Origin of the sequence: Rhizobium sp. 25PS6 (assembly GCF_032464655.1) — a bacterium.
Classification (GTDB): Bacteria; Pseudomonadota; Alphaproteobacteria; order Rhizobiales; family Rhizobiaceae; genus Rhizobium; species Rhizobium laguerreae.
The window spans coordinates 55,993-79,931 of sequence record NZ_JAWDIV010000015.1 but is presented as its reverse complement, the minus strand read 5'-3'; the positions used below and the strand labels follow the sequence as shown (position 1 = coordinate 79,931).

Below are 23,939 nucleotides of genomic sequence, written 5' to 3'. Positions count from 1 at the left end.
ACGCCCTGAACGCTAAAAAGGTGACAGACTCATGTCAGAATTTGCACCGGATGCCGGCTTCCGCAAGAACCGGAAACTCAAGGACGCCCTTCTTCGCCATAAGGCTTTTTCGAAGGATGGCTTTTCCGAGCGTCTCTTCGGCCTTCTCTTCTCCGGCCTCGTCTATCCGCAGATCTGGGAGGATCCGGATCTCGACATGCAGGCGATGGAACTGAAGCCGAACCATCGCATCGTCACCATCGGCTCCGGCGGCTGCAACATGCTCGCCTATCTCTCCAAAGCGCCGGCCTCGATCGACGTCGTCGATCTCAACCCGCACCACATCGCGCTGAACCGCCTGAAGCTTGCCGCCTTCAAGCACCTTCCCGGCCATGCCGATCTCGTCCGCTTCCTGGCAATCCCGAACGAGAAGTCGAACAGCCGCGCCTACGACCAGCATCTCGCCGCCCGTCTCGATGAGGCGACCCGCAGCTACTGGAACGGCCGTAAGTTCGGCCGTCGCCGCGTCACAGTCTTCGACCGCAACATTTACGAAACGGGCCTGCTCGGTCGCTTCATCGGCGCCGCCCACCTTCTTGCCCGCCTGCATGGCGTCAAGCTGCACGAGATGACCAAGACCCGCTCGATCCGCGAGCAGCGCCAGTTCTTCGACGAGCAGATCGCGCCGCTCTTCGAAAAGCCGGTCGTGCGCTGGATCACCGGCCGCAAGAGTTCGCTCTTTGGCCTCGGCATTCCGCCGCAGCAATATGACGAACTTGCAAGCCTTGCCGCCGATCATTCGATCGCGCCAGTGCTGAAGCACCGCTTGGAAAAGCTTGCCTGTCATTTCCCGATGAGCGACAACTATTTTGCCTGGCAGGCCTTCGGCCGCCGCTACGGCACCGAAGCGGAAGGCCCGCTGCCGACCTATCTGAGGTCGGACCACTATCAGGTAATCCGCGCCAATGTCGATCGCGTCAACGTTCACCACGCAAGCTTCACCGAGCTTCTGGCCCGCGAGCCGGCCGCCTCACGCGACCGCTACATCCTGCTCGACGCGCAGGACTGGATGACGGACGAGCAGTTGAACGACGTCTGGACGGAAATCACCCGCACGGCGCGCGAAGGCGCCCGCGTGATCTTCCGCACCGCCGCCGAAAAAAGCATCATCGAAGGCCGCCTGGCTCCGGCGATCCGCGACCAATGGGATTATTTCGAAGAGAAGTCGCGTGAACTGACTGCGCTCGATCGCTCGGCAATCTACGGCGGCTTCCACATTTACGGGAAGAAGGCGTGAGTAAGGTCGGCACCGAGACGGCAGGACAGAGCGATGAACATGCCAGCCTCATGGATGGCATGTACCGCTATCAGCGCCATATCTACGACCTGACCCGCAAATATTATCTTCTCGGCCGCGACAGCACGATCCGCAATCTCGACGTGCCCGAAGGCGGCACGCTGCTTGAAGTCGGCTGCGGCACGGGGCGCAACATGGCTTTCGCCCACAGACATTTCCCGACCGCCAAGCTGTTCGGCCTCGACATTTCCCAGGAGATGCTGATTTCGGCGCGCAAGACCTTTGCCACCAAGGCGACGATCCCGGAGTTCCGCGTCGCCGACGCCACGGCGTTCACACCGCGCGAATTCGGCGTCAGCGGCTTCGATCGCATCCTGATTTCCTATGCCCTGTCGATGATCCCGGACTGGCAGCGCGCCGTTGATGCATCGATTGCCGCCCTCAATCCCGGCGGCCAGCTGCACATCGTCGATTTCGGCCAGCAGGAAGGCTTGCCGGGCTGGTCCCGGCGCATGCTGCAGTCCTGGCTTGCAAAATTCCACGTCACCCCGCGCCCCGATCTGCGCGAGGTCCTGGAAGCGCAAGCCCATGAAAACAACGCGACATTGTTGTTCGATACCGTCGGCGGCGGTTATGCCTGGCGGGCAGCTATTATCAGCGAGCGCTCATAATTCGCTTGAAACTAACCGATTTTTTACGTTGATATGGCGAATAGAGGGTTATCCTCTGCTGACTCGTCTTTTTCGAAGGTCAGGTTGTGGGGCAAAGAGATCATTCGAGCTACGACGGGACGCCCATGCGCCGGCTATTGTTTTGCGTTTTGCCCTTGGCCGTCCTTTTGGCCGGCTGCAGTTCCTCGGGTTATGACTATCTCGAAACGGCGTCGATCAAGCCGAAGACGCGCTTCAAGGACACCGATCCCCAGGATTTCGGAGCAAAGCATCCGCAGCAGAATCCGGTGCACGGCATCGATATTTCCAAATGGCAGGGCGATATCGACTGGGGCACGGTGAAGAATTCAGGCGTCTCCTTCGCCTTCATCAAAGCCACCGAAGGCAAGGACAGGGTCGATCCGCGCTTCGACGAATACTGGCGAGAGGCTGGCGCCGCCGGCATCCCGCACGCTCCCTATCATTTCTACTATTTCTGCTCCTCCGCCGATCAGCAGGCCGACTGGTTCATCCGCAACGTGCCGAAGGCGGCCATGCGGCTGCCGCCGGTGCTTGACGTCGAATGGAACGGCGAATCGAAGACCTGCCGCTACCGTCCCGACGCTGAAACGGTGCGCGCCGAAATGCAGCGTTTCATGGACCGGCTGGAGGCCTATTACGGCAAGCGCCCGATCATCTACACCTCGGTCGATTTCCACCGCGAAAATCTCGTCGGCTACTTCCAGGATTATCATTTCTGGGTCCGTTCGGTGGCAAAACACCCCGAGGCGACCTATTCCGACCGCCGCTGGGCCTTCTGGCAATATACCTCGACCGGCGTTATTCCTGGCATTAGTGGGCCGACCGACATCAATGTCTTTGGCGGCAGCGCAAAGAACTGGAACAATTGGGTCGCCACCGTTTCCAAGGATAGAAATTCTTAGTAACGTCTTGCGATGTTTCTTGCTTCCGTCACATTCGTCTGTGAAAGCGACGGAAATCTGTTTGATATAAGGACCGCATCCATGCACCGCTCGCTCGCAAGCCGCTCTGCACTCGCCCTTCTGTTTGCCTTCGCCCTCGCAGGCGGCGCGGCCGCCCAGCAGGCGCCGGGCGCAGCCCCGGCAGCGCCCTGTGGCGGCGATCTGTCCGCCTTCCTCGAAGGCGTCAAGAAAGATGCTGTCGCAGCCGGCGCCAGTGCGGCAGCCGCCGACGAGGCCTTCGCCGGCGCCGAGATCGATCCCAAGGTCCTGAGTCGCGATCGCGCGCAGGGCGTCTTCAAGCAAACCTTCCTCGAATTCTCCCAGCGCACCGTCAGCCAGGCCCGCCTCGACATCGGCCGCCAGAAGATGAAGCAATATGCCGACGTCTTTGCTCGCGCCGAGCAGGAATTCGGCGTGCCCCCAGGCGTCATCACCGCCTTCTGGGCGATGGAAACCGATTTCGGCGCCGTCCAGGGCGATTTCAACACCCGCAACGCTCTGGTGACGCTGTCGCATGACTGCCGCCGCCCGGAACTCTTCCGCCCGCAGCTGATCGCCCTTATTGAGATGGTCGAGCATGGCGACCTCGACCCCGCCACCAATACCGGCGCCTGGGCCGGCGAGATCGGCCAGGTGCAGATGCTGCCGCGCGACATCATCGCCTATGGCATGGACGGCGACGGCGACGGCCATGTCCGCCTGAAGCAAAGCAGCCCGGACGCCATCCTGACGGCGGCGAAATTCATCCAGCATCTCGGCTTCGAGCGCGGCCAGCCCTGGCTGCAGGAAGTGACCCTGCCGGATAACCTGCCCTTCGAAAAATCCGGACTTGGCGGCACGATGAAGGCCGCCGAATGGTTCGCGCTCGGCGTCAAACCGCGCGACGGCAATACCGCCTTCGGTAACCTGGAAGGAGACCTCGTGCTGCCGCAGGGCCGCATGGGACCCGCTTTCATCGCCTATCCCAATTTCAAGATCTATCTCGAATGGAACAAGTCGTTCATCTACACGACCTCGGCCGCCTATTTCGGAACGCGCCTTTCGGGCGCCGAGCCGTACCTCAAGGGTGTGCCGGAACAGGGGCTTGCCAGCGACCAGATGAAGGCGCTGCAGACCAAGCTGCAGTCGCTCGGCCATGATGTCGGCGAGATCGACGGCATCCTCGGCTCCGGCACGCGAGTCGCGATCCAGAAGGAACAGAAGCGCCTCGGCATGCCGGCCGACGGCTGGGCAACGCCTGCCCTTCTTAACGCCCTTTGATCCCTGCTAACATTGCACCGCCATCCGCTTCGCAAGAAACGGGTGGCGCGATCCGCCGCCTGCGCTAAAGCATGAAACCGAAAACTGTTTTCGGCAAAACGGCTTGCGGTGGAGGAATCGGCATGGACAGCAGAATGAATGCCTGGACCTGGGCTCTGCTGGTCCTGCTCGGCCTGATCTGGGGCGGCTCCTTCTTCTTTGCCCGCATTGCCGTCCAGCACGTGCCGCCGCTGACCCTGGTCTTCTTCAGGCTGCTGCTCGCGGCGCTGGCGCTGCATATCTATATCGCCGGCCGTTTCGATTTCTATGCGATCTTCAAGGCCCGCTGGCGTGAGTTCCTGATCCTCGGCCTCATCAACAATGCCCTGCCGCATGCGCTGATCTTCTTCGGCCAGACCCGCATCGGCGCCGGTCTTGCGGCGATCCTGAATGCGACGACACCGATCTGGACCGTGCTGATCGCCAACTACTTCACCTCAGACGAAAAGCTGTCGCCGGCAAAGATCGCCGGCTGCCTCGTCGGCCTGGCCGGAACGATCGTGCTGATCGGCCCCGGCATTTCGGCCGGTCGCGAAGCCCCGCTCTGGGCGCTGCTTCTTCCCGTGCTTGCTGCCATCTCCTATGGTTTCGCCGCCACTTACGGAAAACGCTTCAAGAATGTTCCCGCCCCTGTTACCGCAGCCGGCCAGTTGACCGCCTCTTCGCTGATTGCACTGCCGCTGTCGCTGCTGGCCGATCGTCCTTGGGCGCTTGCCGCACCGCCGCTCGATGCCCTCCTCGCCATCCTGGCATTGGCGCTGCTGTCGACCGCCTTCGGCTACATCCTCTATTTCCGGATCATGGCGACGGCCGGCGCCACCAATGCCTCGCTCGTCACCCTGCTGGTGCCGCCGAGCGCCATCCTTCTCGGCGTGCTCTTCCTCGGAGAAAGGCTGGCACTGAGCGAGTTTGCCGGCATGGCGCTGATCGGTTTCGGCCTCGTCATTCTCGATGGCCGCGCCTATCGCCTGCTGGCCAAGGCCGCCTGAAACTGGTTGCGAATTCCACATGTTTTCAACCGGTTGCGATCCCGCCATGTTTTGGGCGCATAGGTAAATGCGCAATCGCCCGATTTAACGGCATGATAAAATCTGTGAACAAAAATTTGTTGAGAATTAACAAATAATTTCAAACGTTTGCCGAAACGCTATTCGACTTATCCACTGAACCCTTCTGCAGCGCAGCATAAGATCTGCTTCCCAACCGACATATTTCAGACATATTATTGGCCGGTTAACGCGAGGAGACAGACATGGGACTCACGCAATCCTTGAATGTTCTGTTGGTCAGTGCAGCGTTTGCTTTCGTCTTGTCCATGCTCTTCATCTGAGTTGGCCGACGAAAGTGTAATGACTGATAGTGCCTAAACTCCTGAATAGCTGATCAATCCGCCAACGAAAAAGCGCATGTCCCGCCCGACATGCGCTTTTCACTTTTGCAGCGCCGCGCGTCTTTTCGAGAGCCGCAAAGGGCGCTGTAGACGCGTTGATTGGCTGAAAGGATCAGGCGGCCGCGCCCGCACTTTTTGCCGCCCGGCGAGAGAAGCCGAGATTGTCGAGCACGGCGGAAACCAGCGGCGCACGGTTCATTGTATAGAGATGGAAGTCGTGGATACCGCGCCGGACGAGATCTTCGATCTGTTCGGCGGCGACTTCGGCGGCGACCTTCGCCCGCTCCTCGGGCTTGTCGTCGAAGCCTGCGAAGCGCTCATCGAGGAAGGCGGGGATAACAGTGCCGCAGGCCCCGGCGAAACGCTTCAGCTGCGTCAGGTTCTGGATCGGCATAATGCCGGGCACGACAGGGATCGAGATGCCGGCGCCGCGCACCCGTTCCAGGTAGCGCTCGAAATTGTCGTTATCGAAGAAGAACTGCGTCAGTGCCCGGTCGGCGCCATTGTCGGCCTTGCGCTTCAGCATGTCGATATCAGCCGCCGTATCACGGCTTTCCGGGTGTTTTTCCGGATAGGCGGAAACCGAAATCTCGAAATCGCCGATTTCTTTGAGGCCGGCCACCAGCTCCGCTGCATTGGCATAACCGCCGGGATGCGGCTGGTAGGGCGCGCCGGCACCGCCGGGCGCATCGCCGCGCAGCGCCACGAAATGCGTCACGCCGGCCTTGCGGAAGGTGTCGACCACCTGATGGGTCTCCTCCTTCGTTGCACCGACGCAGGTGAGATGCGAAGCGGTGGCAAGCGGCGTCTGCGAGAGGAAGCGCGTAACGGTGGAGAGTGTCGGTGCCTTGGTGGTGCCGCCGGCGCCATAGGTCACCGAGACGAAATCCGGGTCCCAATCCTGCAACTGGCCGACGGCGTGCCAGAGCTGGCCTTCCATCTCCTCCGATTTCGGCGGGAAGAATTCGAAAGAGACTCTAATGTCGTTGCGGCCGCGTGCTTCGTTTTTCAAAGCCATGTCATACCCTCCCGGCAAATGTAGGTTCGGCGCCTTCGCTCGTCTGCGAAGCCATGAGGCGCCTCGGATCGCGCGCGAGCCAGACGGTGACCGTCAACCCCTGCCCGCTTTGCTGACCCGGATGAAGATCGACAACCTGCTCGACGTCGAGCCTGGCTTTGCGCAACCAGTCGGACATCGCCTGGTGCGAAAAACCGAGACGGACATGCGCATGCTCGTCGCGGAGATATTCGAGCGTGTGCGGCGCAAGGTCGATGACCACGAGCCGGCCGCCCGGCCGGAGCATGCGCGCCGCTTCCGCGATCGCAATCTCCGGCTGATCGAAGAAATGCAGCACCTGATGGATCGTCACCAGATCGAAATCCTGTCCCTCGAAAGGCAGGTTCAGGATATCGGCGTGGCGCACGGTGGCCTTGGTGATGCGGGACTTGTCGAGATTGGCGCGCGCCACACTCAGCATGTCGCGGCTGGCATCGACGCCGGTCGCCCGGCGGTAGAGCCCGGACAGGAGTTCGAGGATGCGGCCGGTGCCGGTGCCGAGATCGAGCAGCGAGTCGATCGGCTGGCTGCCGAGCAGCCGGATGACGGCGGCATCGACCTCTTCATCGGCCGCATGCAGGCGGCGAAGCTCGTCCCATTCGGCCGCGTTGCGGCTGAAATAGGCCTGTGCCCGCTCGGCGCGCTGGCGTTTGACCTGCGACAGCCGCTCGCCGTCACGAAGGATGGTCGGATCGTTCTCGGAAACATGCTTCAGCAACGCCCGCACCAGCATGGCGGCCTTACCGTCCTGCTTGAGGCGGAAATAGGCCCAAGCGCCCTCCTGGTAGCGTTCGATCAGTTCGGCCTCGCCGAGCAGCTTCAGGTGGCGGGAGATGCGGGGTTGGGATTGGCCGAGAATTTCGGTAAGATCGGTCACCGTCAGATCGCCGCCGTCAAGAAGCGCCAGAAGACGCAGGCGCGTGGGCTCGCCGGCCGCCTTCAAGACGTCCACCAGCGCATCCAGTCCAAGCTTCAAGGGTTCGCTCATCTTTGATCCAATCAAGATATAAAGATATCTTTATGTGATTTGAAAAGCGGTGGCAAGCGGCAATTCGCACTCTCCGCGAAATTGGCTGCTCAGATTGCGACAAAGGCGTGATATGAAAAAGCCCCGGCCGAACCGGGGCTTCCGCAAGCAACAATGAGTGAAATCAGCGTGTCAGGCGCTTATGGGCCTGGCTACCCGGGTTGAGGGCATCGGGGCCGAGGCGGCGCACCTTGTCCTGTTCATAATCCTCGAAGTTGCCTTCGAACCATTCGACATGGCCGTCGCCTTCGAAAGCGAGGATGTGCGTCGCCAGGCGGTCGAGGAACATGCGATCGTGGCTGATGATGATGGCGCAGCCAGCGAAGTTCTCCAGCGCGTTCTCCAAGGCACCCAGCGTTTCCGTATCGAGGTCGTTGGTCGGTTCGTCGAGCAGCAAAACATTGCCGCCGGCCTTCAGCATCTTGGCAAGGTGAACACGGTTGCGCTGACCACCAGAGAGATTGCCGACCTTCTGCTGCTGATCGCCACCCTTGAAGTTGAAGGCGCCGCAATAGGCACGGGAGTTCATGTCGAACTTGCCAAGCTTGATAATTTCGGCGCCGCCGGAGATTTCCTCCCAGACCGTCTTGTCGGCCGCAAGGGTGTCACGGCTCTGGTCGACATAACCGAGATGCACGGTCTCGCCGATGCGGATCGAACCGCCATCCGGCGTTTCCTGGCCGGTGATCATCCTGAATAGCGTCGTCTTACCGGCGCCGTTCGGGCCGATGATGCCGACAATGCCGCCCGGCGGCAGCTTGATCGACAAGTCGTTGATCAGCGTGCGGCCCTCGAAGCCCTTGGTAATACCGTCCATCTCGATGACCACCTGGCCGAGGCGCTCGCTGACCGGGATGATAATCTGCGCGTCGCCGGGACGCTGCTTCTCGGCGGCATCCACCAGTTGCTCATAGGATTTGATACGCGCCTTGGATTTGGCCTGACGGGCCTTCGGGCTGGAAGCGATCCATTCCTGTTCGCGGCTGATCGCCTTCTGGCGCGATGCGTCTTCGCGGCTTTCCTGCAGCATACGCTTGGCTTTCGCCTGCAGGTAGGCCGAATAGTTGCCTTCGTAGGGGATGCCACGGCCGCGGTCGAGTTCGAGGATCCAGCCGGTGACGTTGTCCAGGAAGTAGCGATCGTGGGTAATCATCATCACGGCGCCCGGATAGTCGCGCAGATGTTTTTCGAGCCAGGCGATGGTTTCAGCGTCCAGGTGGTTGGTCGGTTCGTCGAGCAGCAGCAGATCCGGCTGCGAAAGCAGCAGGCGGCAGAGCGCGACACGGCGGCGCTCACCACCGGAAAGGCTGGTGACTTCGGCGTCGCGCGGCGGGCAGCGCAGGGCTTCCATCGCCATCTCGACCTGGCTTTCCAGATCCCAGAGGTTCTGGCTGTCGATGACGTCTTGAAGCTTGGCACCCTCTTCCGCCGTCTCATCGGAATAGTTCATCATCAATTCATTGTAACGATCGAGGACGGCCGTCTTCGAGGCGACACCTTCCATGACATTCTCGAACACCGTCTTGTTGGGATCGAGATGCGGCTCCTGCTCCAGATAGCCGACCGTCGCACCTTCGGCGAGCCAGGCTTCGCCGGTATACTCCTTGTCCTGGCCTGCGATGATGCGCAGCACGGTGGATTTACCCGCGCCGTTCGGACCAAGGATACCGATCTTGGCATCCGGGTAGAACGAAAGGTGGATATTCTCCAGGATCTTCTTGTTGCCATAGGCCTTGTTGAGGCCGGACATATGATAGATGAACTGACGTGCCATGCTGCGCTGCTCCGGGCGGGAAACTTCGATTGTGCCGCTATGTAGGCGAAACAGCGCCTGCGGGCAACGCCGAAACCCGGTTTACTCAGGATTTCCGGTCAAAAGCCCGCAGCGTCGACGACGCCCTCGTCACAACCGAACGACGTTTTTCCAGCGCCCTGGATCAGATCGGCGAGGCCGGCACTTTTCGCCGATGCTGTCCCGGCGGCTTCCGAAAGCCCGATCGTCAGCTCGCTGATCATCCTGACATTGCCGGCCCGCCGGCAGCTCATCTTGATGCGGTCGCCGGCACCCGGCCCGAAGCTCTTGTCGAAAGCCGCCTTGATCGCGTCGGCTTTGACCGGCTTGCCGATATTGGCAGCGAAGAGATCGCGTACCGCCGACGCGTTGAGCGCGCCCACGAGATGCACACCGACGCCGAAATAGTCGTCGGCGCTCATCTTCGTGCAGGTGCCATGCTTCACCCATTCATGCCGTTCCAGGCCGGATTGCGTGCCGGGCATCGCCTTTGCCAGCGCCGTCTTCGTCTCGGCCGCAAGGGTGACCTCAGGCAGCTTGTTCCAGTCGCCATCCTTGTCGGCGGCCTTCTGCTCGGCGCTCACGCCGCAATAATCTTGCCGCATCGGCCAAAGTCCGTGCAACGAAAAGTTCGTCGCGTCCGGGCGCTCGCCGGTCTGGCTCGCACACTCGGCCTTCTTCTGGTTCGTCTGGCAAAAGGCCGGCTGCCAGCTCGCCGCCAGAATGAAGCGGGTGCGCCCGCCGGCCTCCTGCGCCACGCCGGCGCCGGCAACAATCATCGACACGGCAAACGTCAAGGTACGCAACTGCATGCTGCTCATTTCAACCCCCAAAAAAGAACAATACAGGAACAAATAAGCATCAAAATCAAAAGACCGCAACCCTGAATCGCAACACGGCCGCAATTTGTTATCGGATAATCAAATGACCATGTTGCAATTACCCGGCGATCTGGTCTGTTGCCGCCGGGAGGACCCACATGTTTTCTGAAACGCAAAGGCTCGCCGTGCCAGGGGCATCGTTGGCCTATCACCATGCTGAGGCCATCACCCCTCCACGCGGCATCCTGTTGATATCCCATGGCTTGGCCGAACATTCGAAACGATACCGCTCCTTTGCCGAGGCCATGGCGGCACGCGGTTATTACGTCTACGCCCATGATCACCGCGGCCACGGCGAGACGACGGCGCCCGATGCGCCGATCGGCCGCTTCGCCCGACGCAGTGGCGTCGAAAGGGTGATCGGCGACGTCGTCGCCATGCGCGGCCATGCGGCCTCCCGCCATCCCGGCTTGCCGGTGATCCTTTTCGGCCATTCGATGGGCGGCCTCATCGCCCTCAACGCTGCCGTCACGGCTCCGGCCGATTTCGACGCCGTCGCCGTCTGGAATTCGAATTTCGCCGTCGGCCTTGCCGGCCGCGCCGCCCAGGCGATCCTGCTTGCCGAGCGCATGTTGAAGGGCTCCGACGTGCCGAGCGGCTTGCTGCCGAAGCTCACCTTCGGCGCCTGGGGCAAATCCATTCCCGGCTGCCGCACCGAGTTCGACTGGCTGTCGCGCAGACCTGATGAAGTCGACAAATATGTCGCCGATCCGCTCTGCGGCTTCGACGCCTCGATCTCTCTCTGGCTCGATCTCTTCGAACTGACTTTCCGCGCGCCACACAAAATCCACCTCGACCGGCTGCCCCGGGACATGCCGATCCGTCTCGTCGGTGGCGGAGAGGACCCGGCGACGGAACGTGGAAAAGCCGTGCTCTGGCTGTCAAACCATTTGAAAGGTCAAGGCTTCTCCCGTATCAGCACTGAGATATATCAGGACATGCGGCACGAAACACTGAATGAGATCGGCGCGGATGCGGCGATCGCAGCCTTTGCGGACTGGTGCGACAGGGCCGTCGCAAGATCCTGAGCGACCAATATCCTGAGCGACCAATATCCTGAGTACGGGGATTTCATCATGAACAGCACGTCCGCCCGCCCCGTTTCGTCCGCCTCCGACGTGACGATGGGGCTTGTGCTGATGTTTATCTCGGTGATGTTCTCGCCGCTCATCGATATTTTCGCCAAGCTTGCCATCGTCACAGTCCCGTCCGCGGAGATCACCGCCGGCCGCTTCGCCGTACAGGCCGTCTGCATGCTGCCGATTGTAATATGGCGGCGCAGCTTCGCCGATTTTTCCTGGCGCCAGAACCTGTTCCATGCCATCCGCGGCGCGATCATCACCGTCTCGATGATCTCCTTCGTCACCACTCTGAAATACATGGCGGTCGCCGACGCGATTGCGATCTTCTTCGTCGAGCCGATCATGCTGACGATCCTCGGCGGCATTTTCCTGAAGGAGACGATTGGCTGGCGGCGTTATAGCGCCTGCGGCGTCGGCTTTTTCGGGGCGATGCTGATCATCCAGCCGAGTTTCGAAGAGGTCGGCTACATCGCGCTTCTGCCCGTCGTCAGCGCGCTCTGCATCGCCATCTTCGTGCTGATGACCCGCGTCCTCTCGCACAGGGAGGACCCTTGGGCGATGCAATTCCAGATGAGCATCTGGGGCCTGCTCTTCTGCGCCGTCCTGCTTTTCCTGGGCCAGGGAACCGGCTCCGATCTCTTCGATCCGGTCATGCCGAATGGCCGCGCCTGGTTCTATGTCGCCGGCGTCGGCGCCATGGCCGCGATATCGGGCATCCTCGGCGTCTATGCCTATCGCGCAGCACCAGCCTCGACGCTCGCACCGCTGCAATATTTCGAGATCGTCTCGGCGACGATCTTCGCCTGGCTGGTCTTCGGCGACTTCCCGGATGCGATCAAATGGCTCGGCATCATGATTATCATGGCGTCGGGCTTCTACATTGTTTGGCGCGAGCGCCGCTTTGCATCGAAACCGGTATCCGGTACATCAGAGGCGACGCTGGCGCCCTAGATATAAGAACGAGAGCCCGGAGGAACATGACGGAGACCGTGACGAAAAAACCGCCGCTGGCCGGCATCCGTGTGATCGAGCTTGCCCGTGTGCTCGCCGGCCCTTGGGCGGGACAGATGCTCGCCGATCTCGGCGCCGACGTCATCAAGGTCGAAAATCCCGACGGCGGCGACGATACACGCCAGTGGGGGCCACCCTTCGTCGAGGGCGCCGACGGCGAGAATCTCTCGGCTGCCTATTATCACGCCGCCAATCGCGGCAAGCGCTCCGTCACCGCCGACCTGAAGAGCGCCGAAGGCCAGGATCTCGTTCGCCGCCTCGTCTCCACCGCCGACGTGGTCATCGAGAATTTCAAGCTCGGCGGCCTCGTCAAATACGGGCTCGATTATGACAGCCTACGCAAGGTCAACCCGAAGCTCGTCTATTGCTCGATCACCGGCTTCGGCCAGAACGGCCCTTATGCCAGCCTCGCCGGCTACGATTATATCGTCCAGGGCATGTCCGGCTTCATGTCGATCACCGGTGAGCCGGACGGCCAGCCGATGAAGGCAGGCGTCGCCATCGCCGATATCTTCACCGGCATCTATGCCGTCTCGGCGATCGAAGCCGCCCTGATCCACGCCCTGAAGTCAGGCGAAGGCCAGTTGGTCGACATGGCCCTGCTCGATGTACAATCGGCCGTGCTCGCCAATCAGAACATGAATTACCTGGTTTCCGGTGAGGCACCGACCCGCCTCGGCAATGCCCATCCCAATATCTCGCCCTATGAGGTCGTACCGACGGCGGACGGGTACCTCATTCTCGCGGTTGGCAACGACGGCCAGTTCCGTCGCCTCTGCACCCTCCTCGGCCTGGAGGCGATCGCCGGCGACGAGCGTTTCGCCACCAACAAGGCCCGCGTCGGCAATCGCGGCGAAGTGCGCCGCCTCGTCTCGACCGAGACGTTGAAATGGCAGAAGGCGGATCTGCTAAAGGCCTGTGAAGAGAACGCGGTTCCATCGGGCGCAATCAACACGATTGAGGAAATGTTCGCCCATCCGCAGGTACAGGCTCGCGGCCTGCGCATTGACCTTGCGGATGCCGCCGGCACCGTGATCCCCGGTGTCAGGACGCCTGTGGTGCTGTCGGAGACGCCGCTGCGTTATATCAGGCCGAGCCCGCGTCTCGGCGAACACCAGGCAGAAATTCTGGCGGAACTCGCCGAGCGCGAGAGGAAGGCATCGTCATGAAGAAGGCATTGTCATGAAGAAGACTGGCGGGGAACTGATCGTCGAGGCGCTGAAGGCGAACGGCGTCAAGCGTCTCTCCTGCGTGCCCGGCGAGAGCTTCCTCGCCGTGCTCGACGCGTTGCGCGACAGCGATATCGACGTCCTCGTCTGCCGCCAGGAGGGCGGAGCGGCGATGATGGCGGATTGCTGGGGCAGGCTGACCGGCGAACCCGGCATTTGCATGGTGACCCGTGGCCCCGGCGCCACCAACGCCTCCGCCGGCCTGCATATCGCCAAGCAGGACTCGATACCGATGATCCTGTTCATCGGCCAGGTACAGCGGGAAGCGCGTGAGCGCGAGGCCTTCCAGGAAGTCGAGTTCCGCCGCGCCTTCACCGAATTCGCCAAATGGGTGGGCGAGATCGACGATGCCGCCCGCATTCCCGAGTTCGTCACCCGCGCCTTTGCGGTCGCAACCTCCGGCCGTCCCGGCCCTGTCGTGCTAACGCTGCCTGAGGACATGCTGCGCGATGAGGTCGAGGCACCCCGCGCCAGGCACTATGCCAATGTCGAGGCCCATCCCGGCCGCCGCCAGATCGACGATTTCTATCTCCGCCTGCTAAAAGCCGAGCGGCCGATGGTAATCCTTGGCGGCACACGCTGGGATGCTGATGCCGTCGCCGATTTTCAGAGCTTCGCCGAGCGTTTCCAGCTCCCCGTCGGCTGCTCCTTCCGCCGGCAGATGCTGTTCGATCATCTCCATCCCTGCTATGCCGGCGATGTCGGCATCGGCATCAATCCGGCACTAGCAAAGGAGATCAAGGAGAGCGACCTGCTGATCCTGCTTGGCAGCCGCATGTCGGAAATGCCGTCCTCGTTCTATACGCTGATCGACATCCCCTACCCCCAGCAATCGCTGGTGCACATCTATCCCGACCCTTCGGAGCTCGGCCGCATCTATCGCCCGGATCTTGCCATCTGCGCGGCACCTGCCGATTTCGTCGCAGCACTCGCCGATCTGGAAGCGCCGGCCGAACCGCACTGGACCGAGCGCACCGCGCGACTGCACCAAGGCTATCTCGCCTGGTCGACGCCACCATCGACAGGTCCGGGCGCCGTCCATATGGGGCCGATCATGGAATGGCTGGAGGCCAATACCGGACCGCAGACGATCTTCACCAATGGTGCGGGCAACTACGCCACCTGGGTGCACCGCTTCCATCGTTTCCGCCGCTTCAACACCCAAGCCGCCCCCACCTCCGGCTCGATGGGTTACGGCCTGCCGGCAGCGGTCGCTGCCAAGCGGCTCTTTCCCGAGCGCGAGGTCATCTGCTTTGCCGGCGACGGCTGCTTCCTGATGCACGGCCAGGAATTCGCCACCGCCATCCGCTACGGCCTGCCGATCATCGCGGTCGTCGTCAACAACGGCATCTACGGCACGATCCGCATGCATCAGGAGCGCGAGTATCCAGGCCGCGTCAGCAGCACCGATCTGACCAATCCCGACTTCGCAGCCCTTGCCCGCGCCTATGGCGGCCACGGCGAGACGGTGGAGACGACGGCGGATTTCTCCCCGGCCTTCGAGCGGGCGCGCGCCAGTGGCAAACCTGCGATCATCGAAATCAAGCTCGATCCCGAAGCGATTACGCCGACGCGCACGCTCTCGGAAATCGCGCAAACAAAAAGCCGGTGAGAAAACTCACCGGCCTTGAAGGATAGGGACGCTGCGACCTTAATCGAGTGCGGCCGTGATGATGAACTCGACCTTGTATTTCGGCGCAGCAAGCTTGGCTTCGCTGGTGGCGCGGGCCGGCGGATTGGCCGGATCGATCCAGCCTTCCCAGACGGCGTTCATCTCGGCGAAATCGGCGATATCGGCGAGGTAGATGATCGTCTGCAGGATCTTCGACTTGCTGCTGCCTGATGCAGCCAGCAGGCGGTCGACTTCGGCAAGCGAGGACTTGCACTGATCGGTGACGCTTTCGCCCTCGCCGACCTGGCCCGCGAGATAGACTGTATTGCCGTGAATGACGGCGCCGCTCATGCGCGCGCCGACGTCGATACGCTTGATGCTCATCATAGTCTCCTGAGTGAATGGAAGGTGGCGGCGCTGAGGTTCAGCGCCGGAAAATTTGCACCTGGAACGGGGCTCAATTGCGGATGTGGTGTGTCTTCTGGTAGATCGCCGTCGAGCGTGCGCCGGAACGGCAATAGCCAAGCATCGGCCGCGGAAATTCGTCGAGCGCGTCGACCATGCCCTGCACGGCTTCCTCGGTCACGCCCATCGGCCCAACAGGCACATGGGCAATTTCGAGACCTAGCTCCCTCGCGCGCGCCTCGATGACGGAGAACGACGTCTGGTCGGGACTTTCGTGGTCGGGACGGTGGCAGACGATCGATTTGAAGCCCAGCGCCTTGATCTCGTCGAGCTCCTCAAGCGTGATCTGGCCCGAAACCGAATATTCATCGTCGATCTGGCGAATATCCATCGTCTTGTCTCCTCAAAAATCTTGGGCTGAAGGTCTACGACGGAGGTCTGCCAGCGTCAACAACACTTCGCTCACAGGAAGGCAAAGGTCAGCGCATAGCGGCGGCTCTCGCCGGGCGCCAGCATGTTGAACTCACCAGCTGCCTCAAGCTCGTCGCGCGATATCCAGCGATGCGAAACCGGCTCGATGCCGATGATATGGGCGGGCGCCTTCTGGTTCCGCCAGACCTGCAGATGGGGCAGCGTGTCGGCACGGAAACGCACCCGCAGCGTCCTGCCGCCGATTGCGGCGATCGGTCCGAGGCGGATCTCCGCGAACCCCTCCTCCGTCGCCGGCGCCGCGACGCAGAAGATGCCGCCCGGCTCCTCGCCGAAGGCCCAGGGGAAACCGCCACTTTCCAGCATCCGGCCTTCGAGCCGCGTGCCGTCGTCCAGCCATTTGCCGCCGGTGTTCATGTGGTACATCAGGAAGGTCGGAACCGTCCGATCGCTCGTATTGACGACCCGGTCCTCGAGCCGCACTTCGCCGGTTGCCCCATCGATCCGCCACAGCCGCTCGATGCGCCGCGGCAGTCCCTCGACGGTGGTGATGTCGATATCGGCCCGGCATTCGGCATTGCCGTTCTCGAACTTCGTCCACAGCACCTTTGCCGCATGACCGGAGGCCGATCCGTGCAGCGGATAGACCTTACCGTCGTCTCGGCCGGGGATCGGCTGGCGGTGGCGGATATGGTCCGGCCCGCAGGTGAACAGGAAGCCTTCGAGCGAGTGATCGATTCGCGGATCGCCATCGTCGGGAATGGCGCGTTTCGGAGCGATGTCGACGCCTTCGACGATGCATCCGCCGATATCCAGTACCGATGTTTCGTCCAGCATCAGGCGCGGCCCGCTTGCGGCGGCAAATTCGATCATCACGATCTCCTCGGGGAACTGTCGGCCCCTTAGAGCGCCGTGCGTACTTTCGGACGCACAAAAGGACGCTCTAACACTTTGAATTGACGCATCTTGCTTTCCGAAAATCGATTCCGCCTTTCGAAATGCATGATGCGCTAGCGTTAGGTTTCGCGCCGCCATTCGTCAATCCGCGTCGCCCGCATCTTGTGTTTTTGCCGCAACCGTGGACTTTGCGGAACTGACACAAGGACGCAAACGTTTATGAGTAAAAGGAAATCTTAGTGATTTTCATATTTTGTTCAGCACGCTTTCATAAATTCCACACTAGCGTCAAAATTCGCAGGTGTGTGTCTGCCCAGTCACTGTTCGAGGTATGATACGTGGATCGCTTTTTGAAGTCGGCATTTTGCCTCGCGGCCGTCGTGGCCGCCATTGCGGTTACCGCGCCAGAGGCAGGCGCGCAGCAGTTCCGCGATCGCCGCCAGAGCGATATCGTGCTTGTGACGCCGAGCGGCGAAATCCTCGACTATATTCCAGCCGGTTATATCTACGCACGCGACCGTAGCGGCAATCGTGTGTTGATCGACGACTATGGCAACGTCGTCGCCACCGAGATGCGCGCCCGCGGCTACTATCCGCCGCGGCCCGGCCCGCGCGAGGTCTATAATGACCAGTACGGCAACGACCCCTATTATTCCGACAACAATCCCTATGGCGATACGCGTTATTCCGAGCGCGGCGCTGTCACCGGCGGCATACCGCGCGATGCCGCGATCGAGCGCCAGCCGCTCGGCGACCAGCCCTATCCCGAGGATAACAGCATCGGCAATCCGCAGCCCGGCGACGATTATGCCTCGATCGATCCCGACCAGCAGATCCCGCCCGCCGATCAGCCGATGGCCCCACCCGATGAACCTGTCATCACGCTGAACAACAAATCGAAGCCGGAGATCGTCGCATTGCAGGTCTTCCTCGACCGCGCCGGCGTCTCCCCCGGCGTCATCGACGGCCATATGGGTTCGAACGTCACCAAGGCGATCTTAGCCTACGATCAGATGACCGGCTCGAAGCTCGATCCGAACAACACCGACGCCATTCTGGAAGAGCTGCGCATGACCGGCGGGCTGCCCGTCGTCAGCTATACGATCACGCCGGCCGATGCGGCCGGCCCCTTCGTCGCCGCGATTCCGGAAGACTATTCGCATAAGGCGCTGCTGCCGTCGCTGGCTTACACCTCGACCACCGAGATGCTCGCCGAGCGTTTCCACATGGATGAGGCTTTCCTTAAGGAGATGAACCCCGGCGCCGACTTCACCGTTCCCGGCACCGTCATCAAGGTCGTCAATCCAGGCGAGCCGAAGAGCGGCGCAGTCGCTCGCATCATCGCCGACAAGGGCCGTAAGCAGGTCTTCGCTTATGACGGCGCCGGCAATCTGCTTGCCGCCTATCCGGCGTCGATCGGCTCCACCGATACCCCCTCTCCGTCAGGCACGGTCAACGTCGAGCGGGTCGCATTCAATCCCGGCTACACCTACAATCCGAAGATCAATTTCCAGCAGGGCGCCAATGACAAGATCCTCAATATTCCGCCCGGCCCGAACGGTCCCGTCGGCACCGTCTGGATGGCGCTTTCCAGGCCGACCTACGGCATCCATGGCACGCCCGAGCCCTCGAAGATCGGCCGCACCCAGAGCCACGGCTGCATCCGTCTGACCAACTGGGATGCGACAGAGCTTGCCAAGATGGTCAAGCCGGGAGTGACGGTCGAATTCGTCGACTGAAGTCATTCTCGCGATAACAACGACAAGGCCGCCGAATCGCTCCGGCGGCCTTGTCGTTTCATACGGAATATATTCAGGCGGCGGAGCGGACCATCGGGCTCGTCACGCGGGCGGATGCCGTCAGCCTCACCGGCAGCTTGCGCATCATTTCCTCGGCAAAACAGGTAGCGTTTTCCCGGGCCTTGTCGAGATTGCTGACGCGTGTGGGATCGATCGTGTGCAGCGTACCGCCACAGTCGAAGATGTCGCGGAAGGCGGAGCGTTCGATAATAGCGGTATCGAGCACCGGCACATGCCGCTCGCTGAGTAGTGACTTGACGACTTGCAGCGCCCGCGTCGTTACCATCGAATTGACGCGGGTGAGCACCACCGAATGGCCGATCTTGATGCCAGCCTTCTCGTCCAGATACTGCAGCAGTTCGAGTACCTGCGCGCCGCCGCGCGCATCCATCGCACAGCCCTGAATGGGGATCAGCACATGGTCGGAAAGGCCGACGGCGGTGGCAAGCAGCGGATTGCGCGCACCCGGCAGGTCGACGATGAAATAGTCGGTATTGTGCTTGTTCTCGCTGATATGCAGCGGCAGCGACGCAGTCGTCACGAAATCGATCACCGAAACATTGAGCACATGACCTGATATTTCGTGCCAGCGTGAAATCCAGTGCTGCGGGTCGGCGTCGAGAATGGTGACGCGATAACCTTTGCGGGCAAGCTCGGTCGCGAGCAGCAGAACAGCGGTCGTTTTGCCGGCGCCGCCCTTGGTATTTGCGAATGTGATGACAGGCATGTTCGGTCCTCAGAAGGGATGGTGCGAGCTGGAATCGCTCTTTTACGCACCGTCGGAGCATCGTGCGGTTAATGCATCCTTTCTAATCATGGTTAACAAATTCGAAACACGCGCGGCGAAATTGCAGCCGGTATTTTTCACATCCCTAAAAATAGGGATGCCACCGAAACGTAAAAAGCCCGGAAAACCATGGTTTTCCGGGCCAGTCTGTAGGTCCGCTCTTATGTTGTCAGAAACAATCCCTGAACAGGGCCTTGGTATTTTCGAGTGTCATTGCAACCGGGTTGCCGCCGGCGCTCGGATCTTCGATCGCCATGGCCGACAATTCGTCGATGCGGTCGTCAGCGATTCCCATCGCCGACAGCGTCTCCGGCACGCCGAGTTCGGAGCGGAGCTTCAGCACATAATCGTAGAACCCGTCAAAACCGCCCGAAATGCCGAGATAGGCCGCGGCACGGCCGATCTTCTCCTCGATCGCCTTCCGGTTAAAACGCAGCACCGCCGGCATCACCACCGCATTGGTCATGCCGTGATGGGTGTTGTAGACCGCGCCGATCGGGTGCGACAGCGCGTGAATGGCGCCGAGCCCCTTCTGGAAGGCGACCGCGCCCATGGCAGCCGCCGCCATCATGTTGGCCCGGGCTTCGAGATCTGTGCCTTCCCGATAGGCGCGCGGCAGGAATTCCTTCACGAGCCGCATGCCTTCCAGCGCGATGCCGGCTGACATCGGGTGATAGAAGGGCGAGGAATAGGCCTCCAGGCAATGGGCGAAGGCATCCATGCCGGTGCCGGCGGTGATGATCTTCGGCATGCCGACCGTCAGTTCCGGATCTGAAATGACGACACCAGGCAGGAACCTCGGATGGAAGATGATCTTCTTCACATGCGTTTCGGAATTGGTGATGACGCTGGCGCGCCCGACTTCCGAACCGGTGCCTGCCGTTGTCGGCACCGCCACGATCGGGGCGATGCCCTCAAGGCTCGCACGTGTCCACCAGTCGCCGATATCTTCGAAGTCCCAGACCGGCCGCGTCTGGCCGGCCATGAAGGCGACGCACTTGCCGAGATCGAGGCCGGAGCCGCCGCCGAAGGCGACGACGCCGTCATGGCCGCCGTCCTTGAAGGCCCTGACGCCGGCTTCGAGGTTCTTCTCGTTCGGGTTCGGATCGACATCGGCAAAGATTGCGCGGCCGAGACCGGCATCTTCGAGGATATCGAGCGCAGTCTTGGTGATCGCCATCGAGGCAAGGCCACGGTCAGTGACGAGCAGCGGCTTCTTGATGCCGAGGCTTTTGCAGGCGTCGGCCACTTCCGCGATGCGGCCCCGACCGAGCTTGACCGATGTCGGATAGCTCCAGTTTGCGGTGATGTTGCTGCTCATGCTGTGACTTTCTTCAGATGGAAGGATTTCGGACGCGTCAGATTGTGGAAGCCGATGATCGACAGCGAGCCACCGCGGCCGGTTTCCTTGACACCGGTCCAGCACAGCGCCGGGTCGAGATAGTCGGCGCGGTTCATGAAAACGGTGCCGGTTTCGATCTCGCGGCCGAGCCGCCCTGCCCGCTCGGCATCCCTGGTCCATAGCGAGGCCGTCAGCCCGTACTGGCTGTCGTTCATCAAAGCGAGTGCCTCCTCGTCGCTCTTCACCTTCATGATGCCGACCGCCGGACCGAAAGTCTCTTCGCGCATGAAGGCCATGGAATGGTCGACATCGACAAGAATCTGCGGTGCGAGATAGGCGCCGCCGTCATCCTGGGGGAAAAGTTTGGGATCGACAAGCGCTTTGGCGCCCTTCGAAATCGCATCGGCGATCTGCTCGCGCACCACCTTCGCGAAGCGCTTATGCGCCATCGGCCCGAGCGAGGTTTCCGGATCGAGCGGATTGCCGAGCTTGTAGTTCGACACCCAGGCAACCGATTTTTCGACGAAGGCGTCATAGAGCGATTCATGCACGTAGATGCGCTCGATGCCGCAGCAGCACTGGCCGGAATTATAGGTCGCGCCGTCCATCAGCGTGTCGACGGCCGCCTCGAGATCGGCGTCCTCCATGACATAACCCGGATCCTTGCCGCCAAGTTCGAGGCCGAGGCCGGTGAAGGTGCCGGCAGCCGCCCGCTCCATCGAGCGCCCGCCCTCGACCGATCCGGTGAAGTTGACGAAATTGAAGCTGCCGGCGGCAATCAGCGCCGATGTCGTTTCATGATCGAGGAAGACGTTCTGGAACACATCCTCGGGAACGCCGGCCTCGGTGAAGGCCTGCACCAGCCGCTCGCCGACCAGCAGCGTCTGCGAGGCATGTTTCAGCACCACCGTATTGCCGGCCATCAGTGCCGGCGCGATCGTATTGATCGCCGTCATATACGGATAGTTCCACGGCGCGACGACGAAGACGACGCCATGCGCTTCGCGCTCGATGCGCCGCTCGAAACGATCGCTCTCCTCGACGACAACAGGCGCCAGCGCATCCGCCGCGATCGAAGCGACATAGTTGGAACGCTCGTTGAAGCCCTTGTATTCGCCGCCATACTTGACCGGCCGGCCCATCTGCCAGCCAAGCTCCGGCACGACGACGTCGGACATTTCGTTCAGCCGCGCAGCACCCTTCAGCACCAGCTGCACACGCCCTTCGAGCGGCCGTTTCGCCCAGGCCTTCTGCGCCTTGCGGGCGCGCGCCACGACATCCTTGGCGGCATCGAGAGAAAGGGCTGCGCGCTCGGCATAGACCGACCCGTCAACCGGTGAAATGCATTGGATCATTGCCATGATCTGTTCCTGTCCTCGTATCTTCAAAATTTGAGTGAGGCCGTGGCCCCTCATCCGCCTGCCGGCACCTTCTCCCCGTAAACGGGGCGAAGGGGATATGCCGCACCGGCTTTCCCAACATCGACGCTGCGTTTGGCACGTCCCCTCTCCCCGTTTTTACGGGGGTCCGTAGGACGGGTCGAGACCAGTGGCTCGACCCCGGCAAGGTTAGGGTGAGGGGCAAGCAAATCGCAAATGCCTATTAAGCTCTTTCGAAACCGCGCGCCACTTCCCAGTCGGTGATGCGGCGGTCGTATTCTTCCTGCTCCCATTCGGCGGCGCGGGTGTAATGGTCGATCACGTCGTCGCCAAAGGCTTTGCGCAGCATTGCCGATTCCGTCATTTCAGTCGTGGCCGCGCGTAGCGTGCGCGGGATCTCGCGAACGCCCTTGCCGCCATAGGCGTCGCCGACGAAGGGCGCTTCGAGTTCGAGCTTGTTTTCGATCCCGTCAATGCCGGCGGCAAGCAGCGCGGCGAAGGCGAGATAGGGATTGAGATCGGAACCGCCGACGCGGCACTCGATACGGATTCCCTTGGTCTCCTCGCCGCAGAGCCGGTAGCCGGCAGTGCGGTTGTCTTTGCTCCAGATCGCCTTGGTCGGCGCAAACGTGCCGGCCATGAAGCGTTTGTAAGAATTGATGTAGGGCGCAAGGAAATAGGTGATCTCGCTCGCATGGGCGAGAAGTCCGGCGACGTAATTGTGCATCAGCGGCGACATGCCGTATTTGCCGGTATGATCGAAGAATAGCGGCTTTTCCTCCAGGCTCCAGAGCGACTGGTGGATATGCGAGGAACTGCCAGCGGCATTGTAATTCCACTTGGCGAGGAATGTGATGGCCTTGCCCTTCGACCAGGCAATCTCCTTGCAGCCGTTCTTGATGATCGCGTGCCGGTCGGCCATGGCCAGCGCATCGGCGTAGCGCACGTTGATCTCCTCCTGGCCGGCCGAAGCCTCGCCCTTGGAGTTCTCGACCGGAATGCCGGCGCCCTGCAGCCCGGTGCGGATCGCCCGCATCACCTCTTCCTCCTTGGTGGTCTGGAAGATGTGGTAGTCCTCATTATAGGCGCTGGCGAGCTTAAGATTGCGGTAGCCAGAAGCCTGCGCCGACTCGTAAGTCTGGTCGAACAGGAAGAATTCGAGCTCGGAGGCCATATAGGCCTTCATGCCCATATCCTCGAGGCGCTTCACCTGCTTCTTCAGGATCGCGCGTGGAGAATGGGCGACCTCCTCATGCGTGTGATGATCGAGCATGTCGCACAGCACCAGCGCCGTGCCTTCGAGCCAGGGAATGCGACGCAACGTCGAAAGATCCGGCTTCATCGTGTAGTCGCCGTAACCCTTCTCCCAGCTCGTCGCCTTGTAGCCGGAAACGGTCTCCATCTCCATGTCGGTGGCGATCAGGTAGTTGCAGCTGTGCGTTTCCTTCCACGCACTCTCGACGAAATATTCCGCCTGGAAACGCTTGCCCATCAGCCGGCCCTGCATATCCACCTGGCAGGCCAGAACCGTGTCGATGCGCCCTTCGGCAACATCCTTTCTGAGATCGTCGATTGTGTAGCTGCTCATGATTGATCCGCCTGAACTGGGATT

General features: G+C 61.4%; 21 protein-coding genes. 10 read left to right on the top strand and 11 right to left on the bottom strand.

The window, feature by feature from the left end; translation table 11 throughout:
- The first annotated feature begins 31 nt into the window (after positions 1–31).
- The 5 genes from RWK44_RS21755 to RWK44_RS21735 all read left to right on the top strand — a co-directional run bounded on the left by RWK44_RS21755 (position 32) and on the right by RWK44_RS21735 (position 5,197).
- Positions 32–1,276 (top strand): DUF3419 family protein, encoded by a 1,245-nt coding sequence (locus RWK44_RS21755; RefSeq protein WP_316029366.1) that lies wholly within the window; start codon positions 32–34, stop codon positions 1,274–1,276.
- Entirely contained in the window at positions 1,273–1,947 is a 675-nt protein-coding gene (locus RWK44_RS21750; protein WP_316029365.1) for a class I SAM-dependent methyltransferase, read from the top strand. Before RWK44_RS21755 ends, RWK44_RS21750 begins: the two co-directional genes overlap by 4 nt.
- A gap of 125 nt (positions 1,948–2,072) precedes the next feature.
- The gene (locus RWK44_RS21745; protein ID WP_168272121.1) at positions 2,073–2,870 is read left to right on the top strand and encodes a glycoside hydrolase family 25 protein; all 798 of its coding nucleotides are present in this window, start codon (positions 2,073–2,075) and stop codon (positions 2,868–2,870) included.
- An 81-nt stretch (positions 2,871–2,951) separates the two neighbouring features.
- A complete protein-coding gene (locus RWK44_RS21740; protein WP_131666305.1) occupies positions 2,952–4,169 on the top strand; it encodes a lytic murein transglycosylase in 1,218 nt (405 codons plus the stop codon).
- 122 nt (positions 4,170–4,291) lie between these two features.
- On the top strand, positions 4,292–5,197 hold the full coding sequence (locus RWK44_RS21735) for a DMT family transporter (protein WP_077979246.1): 906 nt from the start codon (positions 4,292–4,294) through the stop codon (positions 5,195–5,197).
- 513 nt (positions 5,198–5,710) lie between these two features.
- On the opposite strand, the gene metF is transcribed toward RWK44_RS21735, so the two are convergent.
- The 4 genes from metF to RWK44_RS21715 form a co-directional block, all read right to left on the bottom strand.
- Positions 5,711–6,616 carry a methylenetetrahydrofolate reductase [NAD(P)H] gene (gene metF, locus RWK44_RS21730; RefSeq protein ID WP_221942387.1) on the bottom strand — a complete coding sequence of 302 codons (906 nt, stop codon included), beginning with the start codon at positions 6,614–6,616 and terminating at the stop codon, positions 5,711–5,713.
- Between the two features lies 1 nt (position 6,617).
- Positions 6,618–7,643 carry an ArsR/SmtB family transcription factor gene (locus tag RWK44_RS21725; RefSeq protein WP_168284631.1) on the bottom strand — a complete coding sequence of 342 codons (1,026 nt, stop codon included), beginning with the start codon at positions 7,641–7,643 and terminating at the stop codon, positions 6,618–6,620.
- A gap of 163 nt (positions 7,644–7,806) precedes the next feature.
- Positions 7,807–9,456, bottom strand: coding sequence for an energy-dependent translational throttle protein EttA (ettA, locus tag RWK44_RS21720; RefSeq protein WP_011652822.1), 1,650 nt, complete (start codon positions 9,454–9,456; stop codon positions 7,807–7,809).
- A gap of 98 nt (positions 9,457–9,554) precedes the next feature.
- Positions 9,555–10,295 carry a ribonuclease T2 family protein gene (locus RWK44_RS21715; protein ID WP_168284630.1) on the bottom strand — a complete coding sequence of 247 codons (741 nt, stop codon included), beginning with the start codon at positions 10,293–10,295 and terminating at the stop codon, positions 9,555–9,557.
- Positions 10,296–10,453: 158 nt separating this feature from the next.
- Between RWK44_RS21715 and RWK44_RS21710 the strand changes: the two genes are divergently transcribed.
- The 4 genes from RWK44_RS21710 to RWK44_RS21695 are packed head-to-tail and all read left to right on the top strand — an operon-like array spanning position 10,454 to position 15,289.
- Entirely contained in the window at positions 10,454–11,383 is a 930-nt protein-coding gene (locus RWK44_RS21710; RefSeq protein WP_027664231.1) for an alpha/beta fold hydrolase, read from the top strand.
- 48 nt (positions 11,384–11,431) lie between these two features.
- A complete protein-coding gene (locus RWK44_RS21705; RefSeq protein WP_316029364.1) occupies positions 11,432–12,388 on the top strand; it encodes a DMT family transporter in 957 nt (318 codons plus the stop codon).
- A gap of 26 nt (positions 12,389–12,414) precedes the next feature.
- On the top strand, positions 12,415–13,617 hold the full coding sequence (locus RWK44_RS21700) for a CaiB/BaiF CoA transferase family protein (protein WP_168284628.1): 1,203 nt from the start codon (positions 12,415–12,417) through the stop codon (positions 13,615–13,617).
- Between the two features lie 13 nt (positions 13,618–13,630).
- The gene (locus RWK44_RS21695; RefSeq protein WP_221999373.1) at positions 13,631–15,289 is read left to right on the top strand and encodes a thiamine pyrophosphate-binding protein; all 1,659 of its coding nucleotides are present in this window, start codon (positions 13,631–13,633) and stop codon (positions 15,287–15,289) included.
- A gap of 39 nt (positions 15,290–15,328) precedes the next feature.
- Here the strand turns inward: RWK44_RS21695 and RWK44_RS21690 are convergent, their stop codons facing one another.
- The 3 genes from RWK44_RS21690 to RWK44_RS21680 form a co-directional block, all read right to left on the bottom strand.
- On the bottom strand, positions 15,329–15,673 hold the full coding sequence (locus tag RWK44_RS21690) for a RidA family protein (RefSeq protein WP_168284626.1): 345 nt from the start codon (positions 15,671–15,673) through the stop codon (positions 15,329–15,331).
- 73 nt (positions 15,674–15,746) lie between these two features.
- The gene (locus RWK44_RS21685) at positions 15,747–16,085 is read right to left on the bottom strand and encodes a TIGR01244 family sulfur transferase (RefSeq protein ID WP_017961334.1); all 339 of its coding nucleotides are present in this window, start codon (positions 16,083–16,085) and stop codon (positions 15,747–15,749) included.
- Between the two features lie 71 nt (positions 16,086–16,156).
- Complete coding sequence (locus RWK44_RS21680) at positions 16,157–16,996, bottom strand: aldose 1-epimerase family protein (protein WP_221999374.1); 840 nt, start codon at positions 16,994–16,996, stop codon at positions 16,157–16,159.
- A 362-nt stretch (positions 16,997–17,358) separates the two neighbouring features.
- Between RWK44_RS21680 and RWK44_RS21675 the strand changes: the two genes are divergently transcribed.
- Positions 17,359–18,759 carry a L,D-transpeptidase gene (locus RWK44_RS21675; protein ID WP_221999375.1) on the top strand — a complete coding sequence of 467 codons (1,401 nt, stop codon included), beginning with the start codon at positions 17,359–17,361 and terminating at the stop codon, positions 18,757–18,759.
- 73 nt (positions 18,760–18,832) lie between these two features.
- On the opposite strand, the gene RWK44_RS21670 is transcribed toward RWK44_RS21675, so the two are convergent.
- The 4 genes from RWK44_RS21670 to RWK44_RS21655 form a co-directional block, all read right to left on the bottom strand.
- Positions 18,833–19,546, bottom strand: a complete 714-nt coding sequence (locus RWK44_RS21670) for a ParA family protein (protein WP_221999376.1) — start codon at positions 19,544–19,546, stop codon at positions 18,833–18,835.
- A 229-nt stretch (positions 19,547–19,775) separates the two neighbouring features.
- Entirely contained in the window at positions 19,776–20,927 is a 1,152-nt protein-coding gene (locus RWK44_RS21665) for an iron-containing alcohol dehydrogenase (protein ID WP_077978819.1), read from the bottom strand.
- Positions 20,924–22,309, bottom strand: a complete 1,386-nt coding sequence (locus RWK44_RS21660; protein ID WP_316029363.1) for an aldehyde dehydrogenase family protein — start codon at positions 22,307–22,309, stop codon at positions 20,924–20,926. The genes RWK44_RS21665 and RWK44_RS21660 overlap by 4 nt, the downstream gene beginning before the upstream one ends.
- Before the next feature lie 241 nt (positions 22,310–22,550).
- On the bottom strand, positions 22,551–23,915 hold the full coding sequence (locus RWK44_RS21655) for a glutamine synthetase family protein (RefSeq protein WP_168284622.1): 1,365 nt from the start codon (positions 23,913–23,915) through the stop codon (positions 22,551–22,553).
- Between the last annotated feature and the right edge of the window lie 24 nt (positions 23,916–23,939).

Coding starts and splice junctions, on each gene's coding strand:
- RWK44_RS21755 (WP_316029366.1), top strand. CDS start 32: ATGTCAGAATTTGCACCGGATGCCGGCTTCCGCAAGAACCGGAAACTC.
- RWK44_RS21745 (WP_168272121.1), top strand. CDS start 2,073: ATGCGCCGGCTATTGTTTTGCGTTTTGCCCTTGGCCGTCCTTTTGGCC.
- RWK44_RS21740 (WP_131666305.1), top strand. CDS start 2,952: ATGCACCGCTCGCTCGCAAGCCGCTCTGCACTCGCCCTTCTGTTTGCC.
- RWK44_RS21735 (WP_077979246.1), top strand. CDS start 4,292: ATGGACAGCAGAATGAATGCCTGGACCTGGGCTCTGCTGGTCCTGCTC.
- metF (WP_221942387.1), bottom strand. CDS start 6,616: ATGGCTTTGAAAAACGAAGCACGCGGCCGCAACGACATTAGAGTCTCT.
- RWK44_RS21725 (WP_168284631.1), bottom strand. CDS start 7,643: ATGAGCGAACCCTTGAAGCTTGGACTGGATGCGCTGGTGGACGTCTTG.
- ettA (WP_011652822.1), bottom strand. CDS start 9,456: ATGGCACGTCAGTTCATCTATCATATGTCCGGCCTCAACAAGGCCTAT.
- RWK44_RS21715 (WP_168284630.1), bottom strand. CDS start 10,295: ATGAGCAGCATGCAGTTGCGTACCTTGACGTTTGCCGTGTCGATGATT.
- RWK44_RS21710 (WP_027664231.1), top strand. CDS start 10,454: ATGTTTTCTGAAACGCAAAGGCTCGCCGTGCCAGGGGCATCGTTGGCC.
- RWK44_RS21705 (WP_316029364.1), top strand. CDS start 11,432: ATGAACAGCACGTCCGCCCGCCCCGTTTCGTCCGCCTCCGACGTGACG.
- RWK44_RS21700 (WP_168284628.1), top strand. CDS start 12,415: ATGACGGAGACCGTGACGAAAAAACCGCCGCTGGCCGGCATCCGTGTG.
- RWK44_RS21695 (WP_221999373.1), top strand. CDS start 13,631: ATGAAGAAGACTGGCGGGGAACTGATCGTCGAGGCGCTGAAGGCGAAC.
- RWK44_RS21690 (WP_168284626.1), bottom strand. CDS start 15,673: ATGAGCATCAAGCGTATCGACGTCGGCGCGCGCATGAGCGGCGCCGTC.
- RWK44_RS21685 (WP_017961334.1), bottom strand. CDS start 16,085: ATGGATATTCGCCAGATCGACGATGAATATTCGGTTTCGGGCCAGATC.
- RWK44_RS21680 (WP_221999374.1), bottom strand. CDS start 16,996: ATGATCGAATTTGCCGCCGCAAGCGGGCCGCGCCTGATGCTGGACGAA.
- RWK44_RS21670 (WP_221999376.1), bottom strand. CDS start 19,546: ATGCCTGTCATCACATTCGCAAATACCAAGGGCGGCGCCGGCAAAACG.
- RWK44_RS21665 (WP_077978819.1), bottom strand. CDS start 20,927: ATGAGCAGCAACATCACCGCAAACTGGAGCTATCCGACATCGGTCAAG.
- RWK44_RS21660 (WP_316029363.1), bottom strand. CDS start 22,309: ATGGCAATGATCCAATGCATTTCACCGGTTGACGGGTCGGTCTATGCC.
- RWK44_RS21655 (WP_168284622.1), bottom strand. CDS start 23,915: ATGAGCAGCTACACAATCGACGATCTCAGAAAGGATGTTGCCGAAGGG.